The following is an 18,466-nucleotide window of genomic DNA, read 5'->3' as shown; positions in this document are numbered from 1 at the left end:
TCAATGTCCTTCCTTGCCCGGGCCGTCGCCGTTGCTGACGCCGTTGCCACCTTCGCCACCACGGTCATTGCCACCCTGAGCGCCACCACCATTCGCGCCATTGTCCTGGTCGTGGTCGTGCGCGTGGTGCTCTTCGTAGTGCTGGAGCGCGACGTCCGCGTCTTCCTTCTCGCCGGCGAACTTCGCGCGAATCACCACGAAGAACATCGGGATCATGAAGATCGCGAGGAACGTGGCCGTGATCATCCCGCCGATCACGCCCGTGCCGATCGCGTGCTGCGAAGCCGAACCCGCGCCGTTACTGATCGCGAGCGGCAGCACGCCGAGAATGAACGCCATCGACGTCATCAGAATCGGCCGCAGACGCAGTCGCGAAGCTTCGAGCGCTGCCTCGATCGGTCCCATCTTCCCTTCGGCCTGCAGGTCGCGCGCGAACTCCACGATCAGAATCGCGTTCTTCGCCGACAGACCCACAGTGGTTAGCAGGCCCACCTGGAAGAACACGTCGTTCTCGAGGCCGCGCAAGGTCACCGCCAGCAGCGCGCCGAGCACGCCGAGCGGCACCACCATGATGACCGCGAACGGAATCGACCAGCTTTCATACAGCGCCGCGAGACACAGGAACACGACGAGGATCGAGATGCCGTACAGGATCGGCGCCTGCGAGCCCGACTGGCGCTCCTGATACGACAGGCCCGTCCATTCGTAGCCGATACCCGCGGGCAGCTTCGCCGCGATCTGCTCCATGGCCGTCATGGCCTGGCCGGTCGACTTGCCCTGCCCCGCCTGACCCTGGATTTCCAGAGCGGAAATGCCGTTGTAGCGTTCGAGCTTCGGCGAACCGAAGGTCCAGCGGCCTTTCGCGACCGAGCCGAACGGCGCCATTCCGCCCGCGCTGTTGCGCACGTACCAGAGGTTCATGTCCTCCGGCGTCATGCGGAACGGTGCGTCGGCCATCACGTACACCTTCTTGATACGGCCGTCCGTGTCGAGGAAGTTGTTCACGTACGCCGACGCCCACGCGATCGAGAAGGTCTGGTCGACCGCGGCCGCCGTCACACCGAGCGCCTCGGCCTTTTCCCGGTCGATGTCCACGGTGAACTGCGGCGTGTCGTTCAGGCCGTTCGGGCGCACGAGTGCGAGCGTCGGATCCTTCGCAGCCATGCCGAGCAGCATGTTGCGCGCTTCCATCAGCTTCTCGTGACCGAGACCTCCGCGGTCCTGCAATTCGAAGTCGAAGCCCGACGCGGTGCCGAGTTCAGGAATCGAAGGCGGATTCACCGGGAACACCATTGCGTCCTTGTAGCCCGCATAGTGCATGAACATACGCCGCACCAGCGCCTGGACCTTCTGGTCCGCGTTCTGACGCTGCTTGTAGTCCTTCATCCGTACGAACACGAGACCCGAGTTCTGGCCACGGCCCGCGAAGCTGAAGCCGTTCACCGTGAACACCGACTCGACGATGCTGCCTTCGTCCTTGAGCAGCCAGTTCTGGATGTTGGCGAGCGTGCGTGCCGTCGTTTCCTGGGTCGAGCCCACGGGCGTCTGCACGATCACGAACATCGTGCCCTGGTCTTCATCGGGCAGGAACGACTTCGGCAGGCGCACGAACAGCAGGCCAACCGCGACGATCACCGCGAGATAGATGATGAGCCAGCGGCCCGAGCGCTTGATCACGTGGTGCACGCCGGAGTGATACTTGTCGCGGCTCGTCTCGAACGTACGGTTGAACCAGCCGAAGAAGCCCTTCTTCTCTTCGTGATGACCCTTCGGAATCGGCTTGAGGATGGTCGCGCACAACGCCGGCGTGAGAATCAGCGCGACGAGCACGGACAGCACCATCGCCGCCACGATCGTGAGCGAGAACTGCCGGTAGATGGCGCCGACCGAGCCGCCCGAGAACGCCACCGGCACGAACACCGCGGAAAGCACGAGCGCCACGCCAACGAGTGCGCCGGTAATCTGGCCCATCGCCTTGCGGGTGGCCTCCTTCGGCCCTAACCCCTCTTCCACCATCACCCGCTCGACGTTCTCCACGACCACGATCGCGTCGTCCACCAGCAGGCCGATGGCGAGCACGAGACCGAACATCGACAGCGTGTTGATCGAGAAGCCCACCGCCGCCATGATCGCGAACGTGCCCAGCAGCACCACCGGCACCGCGATCGTCGGAATCAACGTCGCGCGCAGATTCTGCAGGAACAGGTACATCACGAGGAACACCAGCACGATGCCTTCCAGCAGCGTCTTGATCACTTCCTCGATCGACAGGCGCACGAACGGCGTCGTGTCATACGGGTACTTCACGACGAGACCGTGCGGGAAGTACCTCGAGAGGTCGTCGATCTTCTGGCGCACGAGCTTCGCGGTCTGCAGCGCGTTGGCGCCCGTCGCGAGCTGAATGCCCAGACCGGCCGTCGGCGCACCGTTGTACTTCGTGTCGAAGTTGTAGTTTTCGCCACCCAGACCAATACGCGCCACGTCCTTCAAGCGCACCTGCGAGCCGTCCTGGTTCACCTTCAGCAGGATGTTGCCGAACTGTTCGGGCGTCTGCAGCAGCGTCGATTCGGTGATGGTCGCCTGGAACGCCTGCCCCGCCACTGCTGGCGTGCCGCCCAGCTGACCGCCCGCGATCTGCACGTTCTGCGCGGTGATTGCCGCTGTGACGTCGGTTGGCGTTAGCTGGAAGTTCGTGAGCTTGTTTGGATCGAGCCAGACACGCATCGCGTACTGCGAGCCGAACAGCGTGACCGTACCCACGCCGTCGATACGGCTAATCGGGTCTTTCACGTTCGACGCCACGTAGTTCGCGAGGTCGTACTTGGTCATGCTGCCGTCTTCGGACACGAACGCGAGCACGAGCAGGAAGCTGCTGCTCGATTTCGTCACGCTGATGCCGAGCTGCTGCACGACCTGCGGCAGAATCGGCGTGGCGAGCTGCAGCTTGTTCTGCACCTGCACCTGCGCGATGTCGGGGTTGGTGCCCGCCGCGAAAGTCAGCGTGATCGTAGCCGTGCCCGAGTCATCGGAAGTCGACGAGATGTACAGCAGGTGGTCGAGACCGCTCATCTGCTGCTCGATCACCTGCGTGACCGTGTTTTCCACCGTCTTGGCCGATGCGCCCGGATAGTTCGCGCTGATCTGGATGGAAGGCGGCGCGATGGTCGGATACTGCGCGACCGGCAGCGTGAACACCGACGCCACACCCGCCAGCATCAGGATGATGGCGATCACCCATGCAAAGATTGGGCGATCAATAAAGAACTTTGCCATGAAGCAGGCTCCCCGTTATTGCGCTGCGGAGGCGGCAGGTGCAGCCGAGGCAGCCTTCGGCCCCGATGCGGCGCTGGCGGCGTTCGCGTAGCCCGAAGCCGTTGCCATGTCAGCCGAAGGCGCGCCCTGCGGGGGCGGCGGCGGCAGCTGCGCGGGAACCGGCTTCACCTGCGCACCCGGCTTGACCTTGTCGGTGCCCTGAACGATCACGCGGTCGCCGGCGTTCAGACCGCTCTGAACGACCCAGTCCTGACCCTGCGTGCCCGCCGTGGTGATCGGCGTCGGCACGACCTTGTTGTCCTGGTTGACGACGTACACCGAGGCCTGCCCCTTCTGGTCATGCTGCACGCCGACCTGCGGCACGAGGAACGCGTTGTTGTTGATGCCTTCTTCGATGCGCGCGCGCACGAACATGCCCGGCAGCAGCACGCGGTCGGCGTTCGGGAAAATCGCGCGAACCGTGACCGAGCCCGTGGTCTGGTCGACGGTGACGTCGGAGAACTGGAGCTTGCCCTTTTCCGAATAGGTGCGGCCGTCTTCGAGGACGAGCGAGACCTTGGCGGCGTTCGGGCCGTTGGTCTTCAGGCGTCCTTCCTGGATCTCGCGGCGCAGCTTCAGGCCTTCGAGGCTGGACTGCGTGACGTCCACGTACATCGGATCGAGCTGCTGCACCGTCGACATCAACGTGGCCGCGCTCGCCTGCACGTAGGCGCCCGGCGTGACCTGCGAGATGCCGACCTGGCCCGAGACCGGCGAAGTGACGTCGGTGTAGCCGAGGTTGATCTGTGCCGTGTCGACGGCGGCCTTGCCGGCGGCGACGTCGGCTGCAGCCTGGCCCTGGGCGGAAATGGCGTTGTCGTAGTCCTGCTTGCTCACCGCGTTGGCCTGCACCAGCACCTTGTAGCGCGCGACCAGCGCGTTCTGCGTGACGAGGTTGGCCTGCGCCTTGGCGAGCGTGGCCTTGGCATTGTTCAGCGCAGCGATGTACGGCGCCGGATCGATCTTGTAGAGCCGCTGACCGGCCTTGACGAGCGCGCCTTCGGTGAATTCGCGGCGCAGCACGATGCCGTCCACCCGTGCGCGCACTTGCGCGACGAGATAGGCACTGGTGCGGCCGGGAAGCTCGGAGACGACCGGCACGGCGGACGGCTGGACGGTGACGATACCCACTTCGGGGGTTTGCGGCGGCGGCGCCGACTGCTTTTGCCCGCAGGCTGCGAGCACGATGGCAGCCGTCGCGACACTGATTAGGCGGAATGGAACCCGTTCGACGCGCATGGAGCGACCTCTGTCTATAACTGACAATAAAAGCGTGCGGCGTCCTGCAACGAGGAGGACGACCACGCACGCCAGCATCTGGCAAATACCTGACGGATAAACCCGGTACTTCTTCTAGAAGGCGCGTTCCGGTCTGCACATCCGTCCGGGCGATACTGCCGCGCGCCGCCGCGAGAGGCGTCGCGCATTGGGGTTTCTACGACCACTTGGCCAAGGACGGATATTAACCGGACATCACCATTTGAGGCACCCAGGTGGTGGGGTGCTATTATAGATACATTCGCGAACGAATGTAAAAGGACGTTACTTAACCGTTGAGTGGTGCTTCAGGAGCGATCCGCGCATCACCTCCATATTACAAATCAATACATTACGGTTCGCTCCCCAAATACGTTCATTCACCCCCAACCTGCTGCAACGCACCGACTTTACAAAATGGCCCGCCGCACGAAAGAGGAAGCGCTGGAGACGCGCAACCGGATCCTCGACGCCGCCGAACACGTCTTTTACGAGAAGGGCGTGTCGCGCACTTCGCTGGCCGACATCGCCCAGACCGCGGGCGTGACGCGCGGCGCGATTTACTGGCATTTCGAGAACAAGGGCGACCTGTTCACGGCCATGTTCGACCGTGTGGTGCTGCCGCTCGACGAGCTGAAGGTGGCATCGACGGATCCCGGCGAGCCCGACCCGCTCGGGCGCATGCGCGATCTCTGCATTCTGTGTCTGCGCAATACGGCGACCGACGTGCGCCGCCGCCGCGTGTTCGAGATCCTGTTCCTGAAGTGTGAGTTCGTCGAGGAGATGGGCCCGGTGATGGCGCGCCATCAGACCGATATGCGCGAGGGCCTGGCGAGCATCGAACAGGGTTTGCGCAATGCGATGTCGAAGGGCCAGCTGCCCGCCGACCTCGACGCCAAGCGCGCTTCGCGCGTGCTCCATTCGTTCATCGGCGGCGCGCTGCGCGATATGGCGATCCTGCCGGACGCGTTCGACGTGGCGAGCAACGCCGAACTGCACGTCGACGCGATGCTCGACGCGCTGCGCTTCAGCCCGTCGCTGCGCATCGGCGCGAGCGCGTCGCAAGCCTGACGCCTACGCGCGCAGTTCCCGGCTCGAACCAGGCGGCCCACTGACGGGGCCGCCTTTTTCTTGAGCGCTCAGGCCGGCACGCGGGTCGCCCGGGCCCGTTGATTCGACGCGTAGATGTTGTCGCGCGCCAGCGGCACGCCTTGTTCGACGGCGGCAAGCCAGGCATCCGTGTTCACGACCGCAGCGAAACGCGTGTGCATCACTGCACTGAATACGCGGTGGATCTCCTCGGCGCTCGCCGTTCCCGCCTCGTTTGCATACGGCACCGAACCGGTCGCATCGGCGAGAAACTCCACGGCAAGACCCGCGTGGGTCGCCTCGAACACCGTCGAGGCGTCGCAGTTATGCGTCATGTAGCCCACTACCGTGAGCGTGTCGATGCCGCGATCGGTCAGCCAGGCCTTGAGATCGGTGCCCGCGAAGGCGCTCGGCAGCGCCTTTTCGACGTAGTGATCGCGCTCGCGCGAGGCCACGACCGGATGCAGTTCGGCGCCCACGCTGCCGCGCGCAAAGAGCGGCGAGTCCGCCGGGGCGAAGTTCTGCACCACCACGACCGGCACGCCGGCCGCGCGCGCAGCGTCGATCGCGCGGCCGATATTGGCAAGCGACGTCTCGATGGGGGGATATTCGATCGGCAGATCGCCGCTGACATATTCGTTCTGCACGTCGATGACGACGAGCGCCCGGCGCGGATTCGCGGACATGGCCATGCCTCCAGGGGTTGAAAGGAACCGACCGGTCCGAAGACGCGAAGTCGATGGCGGGATTGTGGCGCCGCGAGCGCCCACGCGACAGTGGCCCGGATGACAACTTTCGCTAGAATCGGGCCATTCCTCTTCGGGACTCGTCATGGCCACCGCTATTCGTCAGGCTCCGTCACCGGCCCCCTTGCGCGTCGCCGTGATCGCCTTCGACCGCATCAGTCCGTTCCATCTCTCGGTGCCTTGCGTCGTGTTCGGCGAAGACCGCAGCGAAGGCGGCGTGCCGCCGTTCGAACTCGCAGTCTGCGCGGCGGAGCCCGGCACGCTCACCACCACGGCAGGCTTCACGATCGGCGCGCCGCAGGGCCTCGAGGGGCTGCGCGGCGCGGACGTGATCGTCGTGCCGAGCTGGCGCGACACCCACGAGGCGCCGCCCGCCGCGCTTTGCGACGCGTTGCGTGACGCGCACGCGAGCGGCGCGATCCTCGTCGGGCTCTGCCTCGGCGCCTACGTGCTCGCGCATGCGGGCCTGCTCGACGGCCGCCCGGGCACCACGCACTGGGCCGCGGCGGACGACGTCGCGCAGCGCTTTCCGGCCGTACGCTTCGATCCCGGCGTGCTCTACATCGACGACGGCGACCTGCTGACCTCGGCGGGCACCGCGGCGGGACTCGATTGCTGCCTGCATCTCATGCGGCGGCTGTGCGGCTCGGGCGCCGCGAACTACGTGGCGCGGCGGCTCGTCGTGCCGCCGCATCGCCAGGGCAACCAGGCCCAGTACGTACAACAGCCGCTTGCGGCGCCCGGGCGCGGCGAGCGGCTGCCGGGTCTGCTCGACTGGATTCGCGCCCACCTCGACGCGCCCCACACGCTCGACTCGCTCGCGCAGCGCGCCCTGATGAGCCGGCGCACCTTCACGCGCCAGTTTCGTTCGACGACGGGAACGACGGTGAGCGCGTGGCTGCTCGGCGAGCGCCTCGCCCGCGCGCAGCAGCTGCTCGAAAGCACCGATCAGCCGGTCGACGCGATCGCCCAGCTCGCGGGCTTTCGCTCGGCCGCGTCGCTGCGTCAGCATTTCGTGGAGGCGTTCAGGATTTCGCCGTCGGCGTGGCGGCGGGAGTTTAGGGGGGTGTAAGCGGTTCGATGAGCGGTGCGACGCTCGGCGCACCTTGCGCGCGCCGGGCAGCGCCGAATTCAGGTCCCGGTGAACCAGCGCGCAGCATAAAGCAGCAACGCCACGAAAAAGATCATCGCAGCCCATGCCCAATAGGGCATGGCGTGCTGCGGCGGCTCGTGATTCAGCGTGCTTGCGGCGCGGCCCGAGAGCGTTCCGCCCGCGTGGTGCTGTGGCAGGATATGCGCACGCCGGGCGAGACCGGCGAGGTTGATAGGCCGCAGGAACACATGCTGCCGGCGCGGCTGCTCGCCCGCCACGCGGTTCGGCGCCTGGCCGTGCTTGACCGCAACCACGGCGCAGAACTCCGTGAAGAAGTCGTCGGCCAGTTCGTGCAGCGCGTTCTCGATCTGGCGCGGCGGCAGCTCGGAAAGCGGGCCCGTGAGCGTGGCCCACACCGAGTAGTCGATCCGCGTGCTCACATCCTTGCCCGTACCCGGCTCCCGCGCCGTGGCGCGCTCTTCGGGGCGCAGCGCGACGTCGATCTGGCCGCGCAGCGAGCCGATGCCGTCCGCGCGGGCGCGAAAGCTCAGCACGCGCCGGGGCGTGAGGGGCACCTGCGCCGTGTCATTGGCAATGTGGGCGCGCACTTCGTAGCGTGCGCGCAGCGGCCCGAGCGGCACCGTGAGGGTGATCGCGTATTCGCCGGGGCCGAGCCGCCTGAACGACTCGCAATGCTCCATGCTCGCGCGCACGAGCGCGACGTCCTGCAGCGCCGCCCAGACGGCGGCCGGTTCGAGCGGAATTCTCAACGCGTCGTTCAGTTCCATGGCGGCTCCCCCTATGCAAGCTACCGGGCCATTTCAGGAGGTCTGGTCGATCCGGTCCACGCGAGTCGCGTAGAAAGCCAGATACCCCTTGATGCCGCTTGCGTCATCGAGCGGCGCTTCGTAGCTCCAGGCCGCGTCGTCGACGCGCCCGTCTTCGGTACGCAAATGGAAATACGTCGCCTCGCCCTTGAACGGGCAATGCGAGGTCTGTCCGGAGCGTTCGAGTCGTGCCATGTTCACGTCTGCGCGCGGAAAGTAGAAGACGTCGGGGTAGCCGGTTTCGCAAAGGGTGACGGCGTGCAGCGTATCGGCAATGGTGATGCCGCCATGAATCACGCGCACGCGGTGACGGTTCGCAACGAGTTCGATGCGATGGTCCGCATCCGGTTCGACCGCCATGTTCGGTTCCCCTGTTGGTTGGCGGCGCCTGCGGCGCCCTGCGCTCACCGGGCGGCAGGCCGCACCGGTTCGCGTGGCACGCCGCCAGGCAGGCGCGTGCCGTGCAATCCCACGGGATGGCCGCTCGCCAGTCGCCTGCCGCCGTACCGGTCACGCAATCGACGACGACCGACGGCAAGGCGCCAACCCGCTCGCGAAACGCCTGAGCGATCGCAGCCTCCCATCGGCTTCATTATCGGCCAAACTCGTCCTGGCTGCGTGAATCTTATGCGCGGCACGCGTGCGGGAGCGCCCCAACACGGCCGGCCCGGCCACGCGGCTTACCAGATGAACGCCGCCCGCGCGCTGCCGTTCGAGCCCACCGTCACGGCGCTCGTCTTGTCGACGCCCGCATGGCTCACATGCACGCTGTAGCGGCCAGGACGCACCCTCACGAGCATATAGGGCCCGCGCGAAGTGGTATCGAGCACGCTCGCGCCGTGCGAGTCGGTGATCTGCACGTGCACGTCCGCGACGTACTCACCGCTGCGCTGGGTAAAGCGCAACGCAAGCGGCCACTGGTGTTCCGCGCCGAGCAGCGCCCTGGATTCGTCCAGACCCACGCCGCCGGAAACGAACGACACGTCGCCCTGCTGCTGGACTTGCGGCATGCCGCCGCCATTCGTGTTGCCGGCGCTCGTATTGTCGGTGGTCGTGCCGCCGACGGTGCCCGAGGCATCGGCCTGCTGCGCCGCCGCGCCGCCCGCGTAGCCGAGAGCAAGCGTGGCCGCGAGAATCGTCGCGTAAGCGGTCGTGTGGATGGGGCGCGAGTTGCGGAAACGCTTCATCGATCGCTCCTTTCAGTGTGTCCGATGTAATGCTCGCGCAAGGCGCGTACCCGAGTGGTTCGACTAAAAGGTTTTGTGCGCCCCAAAAAAAATCGCCGCCGCCGAGGCCAAAGGCCAACGGGGGCAGCGCAAGTACAACGTAATGAAACCTGCTCTCGCCGCGAATCCGGCGCACGGAGCCGGATTCGCGACAGCAGGGATCAGCCGAGATCGACGGGCACGAAAATCTGTGCGTCGTCTCGCTGGATCAGGAGCGCAATGCTGTTGCCAGCCTTGGAAACCATTTGCTTGAGCTGATCGGCGCTCGTCACCGGGCGGCCATTCACGGCGAGAATCACGTCGCCGGGCTGGACACCCGCATTTTCGGCCGCGCCACCCGACTGCTCGACGAGCAGACCGTGATCGAGCGAGCCGTTGTTCTTCTCTTGCGGCGTGAGCGGGCGCACCGCGACGCCGAGGCGACCCTGCATCTGCGCCTGCGGAGCGTCGTTCGAAGCCACCTTGGCGTCGCCCAGCGCGCCGATGGTTGCGGTGAGGTCCTTCGTGCTCTTGTCACGCCACACCTGAACATCGGCCTTCGTGCCCGGCTTCATGCCCGCGATGAGCGACGGCAGAGCGGACGAATCATCCACGGCCTGGCCGTTCACGGACAGGATCACGTCGCCGGGCTTCAAACCCGCCTTCGCGGCCGGACCGCTCGCGTCCACCGAGCTCACCAGCGCGCCGCGCGGCTTGTCCATGCCGAACGAGTTGGCGAGCGTCTGGTTCATCGACTGCACCGCGACGCCGAGACGCCCCCGGCTCACGTGGCCGGTCTTGACGAGTTCGTCCTTGACCTTGATCGCCTCATTGATCGGGATTGCGAACGAAAGGCCCTGGAAGCCGCCCGTCTGCGAATAGATCATCGAGTTGATGCCGATGACTTCGCCCTGCAGATTAAACAGCGGGCCGCCCGAATTGCCGGGGTTGACCGGCACGTCGGTCTGGATGAACGGCGTGTAGTTTTCGTCCGGCAGCGAGCGCGACTTCGCGCTGATGATGCCCGAGGTCACCGTGTTGTCGAAACCGTACGGCGAGCCGATCGCCACCACCCACTGACCGACCTTGCTTTGACGCGGGTCGCCGATCTTCACGGTCGGCAGGTCCTTCGCGTCGATCTTGAGCACAGCGACGTCCGACTGCTTGTCCGCGCCCACGACCTTCGCCTTGTATTCGCGCTTGTCGGTGAGCTTCACCGTCACGACGTTGGCGCCGTCCACGACGTGCGCGTTCGTGAGAATGTAGCCGTCCGGGCTGACGATGAAGCCCGAGCCGAGGCTCGCGCTCGGCTGGTCGGCCTGCGGACCATTGTCGCCGCCGCCCATGCCGGGCGCGCCGCCATAGAAGTGCTTGAAGAACTGGTAGAACGGATCGCTCGGATCGATCGGCAGTTGCTGCGAGCCGCTGCCGCCGCTGCGCAGCGCCGTCTGCTTCACGACGTGCTTGGCGCTGATGTTGACCACCGCGGGCCCGTAGGTTTCCACGAGACCCGAGAAGTCGGGAATGCCAGTCTTGGCTGCGGCTTCGGCGGGCATCATCGCCGCGGCCTGGGCCTGCGAAATGACCTGCGGAGCAGGCAGATCACGGTGCCCTGCTACATAGCCCGCCGACAATGCGACGACCACGGCGGCTGCCACGGCACTGCGGGAAAGCACTTTTGTATTCATTGCGGACTCCTTGCGCGGGGTACTCATCACGACGTACCGAAGAGTAAGCCGTGTCGCTTAAAGGAGTCTTAAGTACGCGGAAATCGCAATAATCGCGCAAACGCCCGCGCGGCGGGCATTTGCGGGCGATTCGGAGTCAGAACCGCACGTCCACGAGCAGGCCGCCTGCGGGCGAATCGCCGAGTGTGATGGTCGCGTCGTGCTGATCCGCGATTCGGCGCACGATAGCGAGCCCGAGTCCCGTGCCGGCGATATCGGTGCGCGCGCGATTCGCGCCTGCGCCCACGCGATAAAAGCGATCGAACACGCGCGCGCGCTCCTCTTCCGGGATGCCCGGCCCGCTGTCCGCGATGCGCACGTGCGCACGCCCGTCGACGACGGCGAGGCTCACGTCCACGCGGCCGCCCGCGGGCGTGTACTTGGTCGCGTTGTCGAGCAGGTTGTTGAGCATCACGCGCAATGCATCGGCGTCGCCATGCACGCTCGCCGCCGCGCTTTCCTCGATGCCGAGATCGACGCCGCGCTGCTGCGCGAGCGGCGCATGGTTGAGCACGCAATCATCGAGCAGCGCATGCAGATCGACGTTCTGCGCGCGCGCGTGACCGTCGGGTTCGGAGCGAGCGAGGGCGAGCAGCTGCTCGGCAAGACGCGTGGCGCGCGTCACGCCCGCCTGCAGATCGACGAGCGCTTCGCGACGCGTTTCGTCATCCTTTGCGCGCGCAACGAGTTGCGCCTGGATCTGCACGGCCGCCAGCGGCGTGCGCAACTCGTGTGCAGCGTCGGCGACGAAGGCCTTCTGTGTATCGATGGCTTGCGCGAGGCGTTCGAGCAGCGCGTTCAACGCATGCACGAGCGGCGTGACTTCGCGCGGCAGACGCTCTTCGGGCAGCGGATCGAGCGCTTCGGGATGACGCGTGTCGAGCGCGCGCGCGACGCGCGAGAGCGGCCTGAGCCCACGCCCCACCATGATCCAGACCGCGATGCCGAGAAACGGCAGCACCACGATGAGCGGCCAGAGCGTGCGCAACGCGACGTTCGCGGCGAGACGGTTGCGCACCGAAACGGGCTGCGCGAGCTGCACGACGTTGTCGCCGACGATCGCGCCGTACACGCGCCAGTCGCCGCGGTCGGTGCGCTCCGTCGAAAAGCCGAGTTCCGCGCGCGGCGCGAGCGGCGCGCGCGGATGCGAGTAGTACATGAGCACGCCGTTGCGATTCCAGATCTGCAGCACGATGCCTTCGTCGCCCGTATCGCGCGAACTTAGGATCTCGTTGAATGGCTCGGAGGGCAGCGCCTCGGCGATTTCCTGCAGCTGGTAGTCGAACAGCTCGTTGGCTTCGGCGAGCGCCTGGCGATAGATCAGCCAGCCCGCGAGCCCAACGCCCGCGACGACGATCGCGAGCAGCCAGAACAGCAGTTGTCGTCGGATGGAACTCATCGGCTAACGAGGTCTCCCTGTCGATCCGGAGCTAGCGCTTTGGCGCTTACGCACTTGATTACCTGCTTCATGCGTCTTTGGAGATCATGTAGCCGAGGCCGCGCACGTTGCGGATCAGGTCGGCCCCGAGCTTCTTGCGCAGCGCGTGAATATAGACCTCGACGGTATTGCTGCCGATCTCCTCGCCCCATCCGTACATCTTCTCTTCGAGCTGGGTTTTCGAGAGCACCGCGCCCGGTCGCGCGAGCAGCGCTTCGAGCAGCGCGAATTCGCGCGCCGAGAGCGCAACGGGCGAACCGTCCTGGGTGACCTGGTGCGAAGCCGGATCGAGCGTGATCGAGCCGTGGCGGATGGTCGAATCGCTGCGGCCCGCCTGGCGGCGGATCAGCGCCCGCATGCGTGCGCCCAGTTCATCGAGATCGAAGGGCTTGATGAGGTAGTCGTCCGCACCGGCGTCGAGGCCCTTCACGCGATCGGCCACGGCGTCGCGCGCCGTGAGGATCAGCACGGGCAGTGCCGCGCCACGCGCGCGTAGCGTGCGCAGCACGTCGAGACCGTCGCGCCGCGGCAATCCGAGATCGAGCAGCATGAGATCGTAAGAATCCGCGCTCGCGGCCGAGAGGGCGGCGTCGCCGTCTTCGACCCAGTCGACCGCGAAGCCTTCGCCGCGCAGCGCCTTGCGCACGCCTTCGGCGATCATGCGGTCATCTTCGACTAGCAGTATGCGCATCGTAATATTGGCCGGGCGGCGCTGCTGCGCCACGCTGCGTGAGTGGATGAGGATGCGAGCATTCTAGCGCCTGAACAGGGGCGCCGCGCCGCTGCGGCACGCAGCCGGTCGCGAGGCAATGGCGCGCGGCATGGGCACATTATCGGCAGTGTTTGAATCACGCCACGCAATGTGCAACGTTTTCTTGCGGCAATGCGCGCACGCGGCGCGAGGTCTTTACAATGTGCGCTTTTGCGGCGCTCCACTCGTGATTCGGCCGCGATGCGCGCGTGCAGGCTTGTACAGTACGTTCAAGCGAGCGCATCGCGCGCGCACCAAGAATCACACGCCGCCCTGATTTTCGCGCCCGCGCGCAGCACCGGTGAGTCCCCTCTTTCCGTGCGCCGCGCCCGGCCCAAGCACCGCCCCTGCACTCGCCCGAACGCTTTTCATGCTGCCCGCTTCGCTGTCCCGCCTACGCTCTTTGCTCAGACTGCCTGCCTCGCGCTCCAACCGCACGCATCGCACCGCCGCCACTGCGCGCCTGCCTCGACCGCTCGCCCTCACGCTCGCCTGCGCCGCGCTCGCCGCGGGCTTCGCCGCCGCGCCGGCCGCGTACGCGCAGCCCGAAGGCGCGCGCATTCCCACGGTCAACGTGACCACGGTGCTGCCGCCCACCGTGATGGCAGGCCTCGAGCGCGCACACGTGACGCTCTCGTCGGTCAGCGTGGTGATCGAAAAGGTCGGCGACCGCCAGCCGAGCGTCGCCGTGAATGCCGGCCAGCCGATGATGCCCGCCTCGACGATGAAACTCGTCACGACGTGGAGCGGCCTCGCGATGCTCGGTCCCGACTATCGCTGGAAAACGAGCGCCTATACCGACGGCGAAGTCGATGCGAGCGGCACGCTGCACGGGAACCTCTATATCAAGGGCACCGGCGACCCGAAGCTCGTGCCCGAAGAGCTGATCGACCTCGTGCAGAAGATTCGCGCCGCGGGCGTCGCGCGCATCGACGGCGCACTCGTGCTCGACAAGAGCGAGTTCGATCCGTCCACGCGCGACCTGCCCTCGTTCGACGGCGACGACAGCGCGCCCTACAACGTCGGCCCCGATCCGCTGATGTACGCGTTCAAGTCGGTCTCGTTCACGTTCTCGCCCTCCCGCGAGGGGGTGTCGATCGATGTGGTGCCGCCCGTTGCGCAGTGGCAAATCGACAACCAGATCCGCGAGCGCGCCGGCGCCTGCGGCGGCATGCTCCCGAGCCCGCAGGTTTCGCCGGGCGGCAACGGCGTCGTCACCGCGAGCTTCGCGGGCAGCTACGCCATGCGCTGCGGCGAGCGCACGCTCAACATGGCCGCGCCCGTGGACCACAGCACGTTCTTCGCGGACGGCTTGCTCGCCCTCTGGCAGCAAACGGGCAGCAGCCTCTTCGCCACGCCGGCCGGCGCGGTGCGCGAAGGCGTCGTGCCGCCGCGCGCACGTCTGCTCGCCGTGCACCAGAGCCCGCCGCTCTCGGACGTCGTGCACGACATCAACAAGTTCAGCAACAACGTGATGGCGCGCAACCTGTTCCTCACGCTCGGCGCCGTCGAGGGCAAAGCGCCTGCGACTACGGCCAAGGCCGCCACGGCCGTCAATACGTACCTGCGGCGCAGCGGCCTGAACATGCCCGAACTCGTGCTCGACAACGGCTGCGGCCTCTCGCGCGAAGAGCACGTCAGCGCGCTCTCGCTCGCCAACCTGCTGCAGAACGCGAACGCGAGCCCGGTCGCGCAGGTGTTCATCGACTCGCTGCCGATCGTCGGCGTGGACGGCACGATGCGCAACCGCCTCACCAACGCAGGCGTGGAAGGCAACGCGCATATCAAGACGGGCACGCTGCGCGACGTGCGCGCGATCGCCGGTTACGTGGCGGCCGAGAATGGCGAGAGCTGGATCGTGGTGAGCCTCATCAACGATCCGCGCGCCGAGGCCGCACGCGCCGCGCACGACGCGCTGCTCGAGTGGGTCTACAAGGGCATGCCCGAAGAAAAACCCGTGTATGTCGAGCCGCATCCGAAGCGCGCGGCGAAAGCGCCGAAGGCCGAGAAGGCCACGCACAAAACTCCGGCCAGACGACGCGGCGCGCATTGACCACGCGCATTGACCACGTGCCGGGAGCACGCTGATTGCACCCGGCGAGCACGCTGTGTGCACGCCGGGCGGGCGCCGCGGACCTGTCCCCGTGCGCCTCACCCGAGCGCGCCGCCGCGCGCCGGGCTCGAATCTTTCCTCTAGCAAAGCGCCGCCCGTCCTGGGCGCGAGGCGTGTACCCTGACGGGCAAAGGCCGAAGGCGCGTCATAAAAATCTGTCATACGCGCCCGCCAATCGAGCCGCGCGCCCGTAAGAACGCGCACTAACGCGGCCGACAAGACATGAGACTACAACCGCCGCGCTGTCCACCAGCGCCGCCCACGGGACAAGGAGGACGACGTTCGTGCAGTTCGATGCGCAATGGCTGCTGCTCGCCCTCGCCCCCGTATTTCTCGCCTGCATCGGCTGGGAAGCGTGGCATCTCTCCCGCACGCGGCCGCGCACTGCATCGAACGCCACCCCCGACAGCGCCCGCTACGCCTGGCCCGATACGCTGTGCAACGCCGCGCTCGCGCTCATGCACCAGGGCGCCGACAAACTTGCGTGGCTCATTGCGGTGCCCGTCTATGCCTACGTCTACCGGCACTTCCGGCTCGTTTCGTGGCAGCCGGGGCTCGTCGCATGGTTCGCACTCTTTATCGCGCAGGACCTGCTCTACTACGTGTTTCACCGCGCGAGCCATCGCGTGCGCTGGCTCTGGGCCGCGCACGTCGTCCACCATTCGTCGGTGCGCCTGAACCTTTCCACGGCGTTTCGCCAGAGCCTCATGTACCCCGTGGCGGGCATGTGGCTGTTCTGGGTTCCGCTCGCCATGCTCGGCTTCACGCCGGAGCAGATCGTCGCGATCGTGCTCGTCAATCTCGCGTTTCAGTTCTTCGTGCATACCCAGGCCGTAGGCAAACTCGGCTGGCTCGAATACGTGTTCAACACGCCGTCGATGCATCGCGTCCATCACGCGCGTAACGCACGCTATATCGACCGCAACTACGCCGGCGTGCTCGCGATCTGGGACCGCCTGTTCGGCAGCTATGTCGAGGAAGACGCGCACGACGCGCCCGATTACGGCATCGTCAAGCCGCTTGCGTCATGCAATCCGCTCAAGGCGACGTTTCACGAATGGCTCGCGATGGCGCGGGACTTCGCGCGCATGCCCGACTGGCGTTCGCGCCTCGCCGCGCTCTTCGCACCGCCCGATTGGTGCGAGCGCCACGACGCGCTCGGCCTCGCATCCGTGACGGCGCCGGCGACACCCGTGGGAACGCGCTACGGCGTGCCGGAAAACAACACCGAGGGTGAGTTCGGGTCGCGCAATAGCTGAGAGATTGCGTAGTCTGTCGGCCTTGGCCCTGACCCTGGGACAGCAGCACACAGGGGGTGCATGCAAGGCCGGCGATCGAGAAAAACATCGACAACGGGGCAGCTGCTCGTGCCACGAGCACCCGTTGCATGAGTAGGCAGGCATGGCATCAAAGGCCACACACAGAGGAGATGAAGTGAATATGAAGCATCAAGGACCGAGACACCGTAAGCTGTTGCGCGCCACCCAGATCGCTGCCGCGAGCGCCGCCTTTGCGCTGCTCGCCGCCTGCGGTGGTGGCAGCAGTGGGAACAACAACGCGAGCACGCCGCCGCCCTCGGGCGTCAACATGCAGGTGGTGGCGTTCGGCACGAGCCTGACAGACGCGGGCACGTATTCGGAGCAGATTCTGCCGGGCTTCGGCGGCGGCCGCTTCACGACCAACCCGGGCGAGGTCTGGGCGCAGCATGTGTCCGAGTACTTCGGCAACACGCTATCGCCCGCCTTCGAAGGCGGCTTCGGTCTGCCGCTCACGGCCACGGGCGGGCTCGACTACGCGCAAGGCGGCGCGCTGGTGACGGGCGGCGGCGTGGCGAATACCAGCGCCGTGATCTCCGCCGCGAGCGAGCAGCCGGTCACGTGGCAGCTCCAGCAGTACCTGGCGCAGCACGGCAGCTTCAATGCGAATCAGCTCGTGCTCGTGGAAGGCGGCGCGAATGAAATCCTGAATTTGCTGAACGTGCCCACTAACGGCAGCCCCACGGGCCTGGCGTTGTTCGGCGCGGCGCTCGCGGCCACTCCGTTTTCGACGCTCGTCAACGATCCCGCGACGCAGCAGAGCACGGTTGCGAGCCTGATGCAGTCGGGCTTCACCCAAGCGCAGGCAACAGCCTTGGTGCCCGCCGCCATCGCGCTCGGTATCGTCACGAACCCGAACTACGCCTCCAGCTTCGCCTCGATCGCCCCGGTCCTCACAGCAGCGGGCACGCTGGGCGCGCTCGTCCATGCGGATATCGTCCCCGGCAATCCGAAGATCGCGGTCGTCACGGTGCCCGACATCGGCAAGACGCCGGCGGCGCTGAAGGCTGATGCCGCCATCGGCGCAACGCCCGGCTCCGCGAGCTCGGCCGACCAGGCGCTCTCGCTCATTTCGGCGATGTACAACCTGACGCTGATCAAGGCGACCGCAGCCGACGTGCAGGCGAAGAAGGTCGTGCTGGTCGATACGTTCTCGTGGCTCGATCAGTCGATCGCGAACGCGGCCAGCCTCGGCTTCACCGTGACGAACACGGATACGGCCTGTAACCTCACGGCCATGACGAACAGCGCGACCAACTACGCGCTCGCCAATCCGAAGGCTACGTTGGGGCTGGACCCGGCCACGACGCCGCAAGCCACCATCAACGCGTACGCCGCGGCCTACGGCCAGAACTTCGGCAGCTCGCTGTTCTGCTCGCCGCAAACGCTGACGACGGCCAACGCGCCCACGACCTACATGTTCGCGGATCTCGTGCACCCGACCACGGCGCTGCATTCGCAGTTCGCGACGTACGTCGAAAAGCAGCTGGCTGCTGCGGGCATCGGCAAGGCGCCCTGATAAGCGTCGCTTGCACCGGGCCTCCCGGTGCAAGAAAAAACACCCCACGAACCGTCAGGCTCGTGGGGTGTTT

Annotated in this window: 14 protein-coding genes; 5 read left to right on the top strand and 9 right to left on the bottom strand. The window is 66.4% G+C overall.

From position 1 onward, the window contains the following. Together ACOJB8_RS12235 and ACOJB8_RS12230 are read right to left on the bottom strand one after the other, a co-directional pair. On the bottom strand, positions 1–3,273 hold the full coding sequence (locus ACOJB8_RS12235; RefSeq protein WP_475012718.1) for an efflux RND transporter permease subunit: 3,273 nt from the start codon (positions 3,271–3,273) through the stop codon (positions 1–3). Positions 3,274–3,288: 15 nt separating this feature from the next. Further along, entirely contained in the window at positions 3,289–4,551 is a 1,263-nt protein-coding gene (locus tag ACOJB8_RS12230; protein ID WP_069262836.1) for an efflux RND transporter periplasmic adaptor subunit, read from the bottom strand. Positions 4,552–4,986: 435 nt separating this feature from the next. On the opposite strand from ACOJB8_RS12230, the gene ACOJB8_RS12225 reads away from it, so the two are divergent. Then, positions 4,987–5,640 carry a TetR family transcriptional regulator gene (locus ACOJB8_RS12225; protein ID WP_069262837.1) on the top strand — a complete coding sequence of 218 codons (654 nt, stop codon included), beginning with the start codon at positions 4,987–4,989 and terminating at the stop codon, positions 5,638–5,640. A 68-nt stretch (positions 5,641–5,708) separates the two neighbouring features. Here the strand turns inward: ACOJB8_RS12225 and ACOJB8_RS12220 are convergent, their stop codons facing one another. Then, a complete protein-coding gene (locus tag ACOJB8_RS12220) occupies positions 5,709–6,344 on the bottom strand; it encodes a cysteine hydrolase family protein (RefSeq protein ID WP_069262838.1) in 636 nt (211 codons plus the stop codon). A 145-nt stretch (positions 6,345–6,489) separates the two neighbouring features. On the opposite strand from ACOJB8_RS12220, the gene ACOJB8_RS12215 reads away from it, so the two are divergent. Further along, positions 6,490–7,476 carry a helix-turn-helix domain-containing protein gene (locus ACOJB8_RS12215; RefSeq protein ID WP_475012716.1) on the top strand — a complete coding sequence of 329 codons (987 nt, stop codon included), beginning with the start codon at positions 6,490–6,492 and terminating at the stop codon, positions 7,474–7,476. A 59-nt stretch (positions 7,477–7,535) separates the two neighbouring features. On the opposite strand, the gene ACOJB8_RS12210 is transcribed toward ACOJB8_RS12215, so the two are convergent. The 6 genes from ACOJB8_RS12210 to ACOJB8_RS12185 all read right to left on the bottom strand — a co-directional run bounded on the left by ACOJB8_RS12210 (position 7,536) and on the right by ACOJB8_RS12185 (position 13,385). After that, positions 7,536–8,285 (bottom strand): CoxG family protein, encoded by a 750-nt coding sequence (locus ACOJB8_RS12210; protein WP_069262840.1) that lies wholly within the window; start codon positions 8,283–8,285, stop codon positions 7,536–7,538. A 33-nt stretch (positions 8,286–8,318) separates the two neighbouring features. Further along, the gene (locus ACOJB8_RS12205) at positions 8,319–8,684 is read right to left on the bottom strand and encodes a DUF427 domain-containing protein (protein WP_069262841.1); all 366 of its coding nucleotides are present in this window, start codon (positions 8,682–8,684) and stop codon (positions 8,319–8,321) included. 320 nt (positions 8,685–9,004) lie between these two features. Continuing rightward, positions 9,005–9,511, bottom strand: coding sequence for a carboxypeptidase-like regulatory domain-containing protein (locus ACOJB8_RS12200; protein ID WP_256094552.1), 507 nt, complete (start codon positions 9,509–9,511; stop codon positions 9,005–9,007). Positions 9,512–9,711: 200 nt separating this feature from the next. Continuing rightward, positions 9,712–11,217 (bottom strand): DegQ family serine endoprotease, encoded by a 1,506-nt coding sequence (locus ACOJB8_RS12195; protein WP_342948454.1) that lies wholly within the window; start codon positions 11,215–11,217, stop codon positions 9,712–9,714. A gap of 136 nt (positions 11,218–11,353) precedes the next feature. Further along, on the bottom strand, positions 11,354–12,655 hold the full coding sequence (locus tag ACOJB8_RS12190; RefSeq protein ID WP_069262843.1) for an ATP-binding protein: 1,302 nt from the start codon (positions 12,653–12,655) through the stop codon (positions 11,354–11,356). A 67-nt stretch (positions 12,656–12,722) separates the two neighbouring features. Continuing rightward, a complete protein-coding gene (locus tag ACOJB8_RS12185; protein WP_321930291.1) occupies positions 12,723–13,385 on the bottom strand; it encodes a response regulator in 663 nt (220 codons plus the stop codon). Between the two features lie 430 nt (positions 13,386–13,815). Here ACOJB8_RS12185 and dacB point away from each other — a divergent pair, with 430 nt between their 5' ends. The 3 genes from dacB to ACOJB8_RS12170 all read left to right on the top strand — a co-directional run bounded on the left by dacB (position 13,816) and on the right by ACOJB8_RS12170 (position 18,393). Continuing rightward, positions 13,816–15,498: a D-alanyl-D-alanine carboxypeptidase/D-alanyl-D-alanine endopeptidase gene (gene dacB, locus ACOJB8_RS12180; protein WP_475012713.1), complete on the top strand. Its 1,683-nt coding sequence runs from the start codon at positions 13,816–13,818 to the stop codon at positions 15,496–15,498. Between the two features lie 344 nt (positions 15,499–15,842). Further along, positions 15,843–16,817 (top strand): sterol desaturase family protein, encoded by a 975-nt coding sequence (locus ACOJB8_RS12175; RefSeq protein ID WP_475012711.1) that lies wholly within the window; start codon positions 15,843–15,845, stop codon positions 16,815–16,817. A gap of 181 nt (positions 16,818–16,998) precedes the next feature. Continuing rightward, a complete protein-coding gene (locus ACOJB8_RS12170) occupies positions 16,999–18,393 on the top strand; it encodes an SGNH/GDSL hydrolase family protein (protein WP_069262845.1) in 1,395 nt (464 codons plus the stop codon). Positions 18,394–18,466 lie beyond the last annotated feature (73 nt).

This window comes from Paraburkholderia sp. BR10141 (assembly GCF_056155635.1).
The sequence above is the reverse complement of the archived record's forward strand: the minus strand, read 5'-3'. Positions and strand labels throughout refer to the sequence as shown.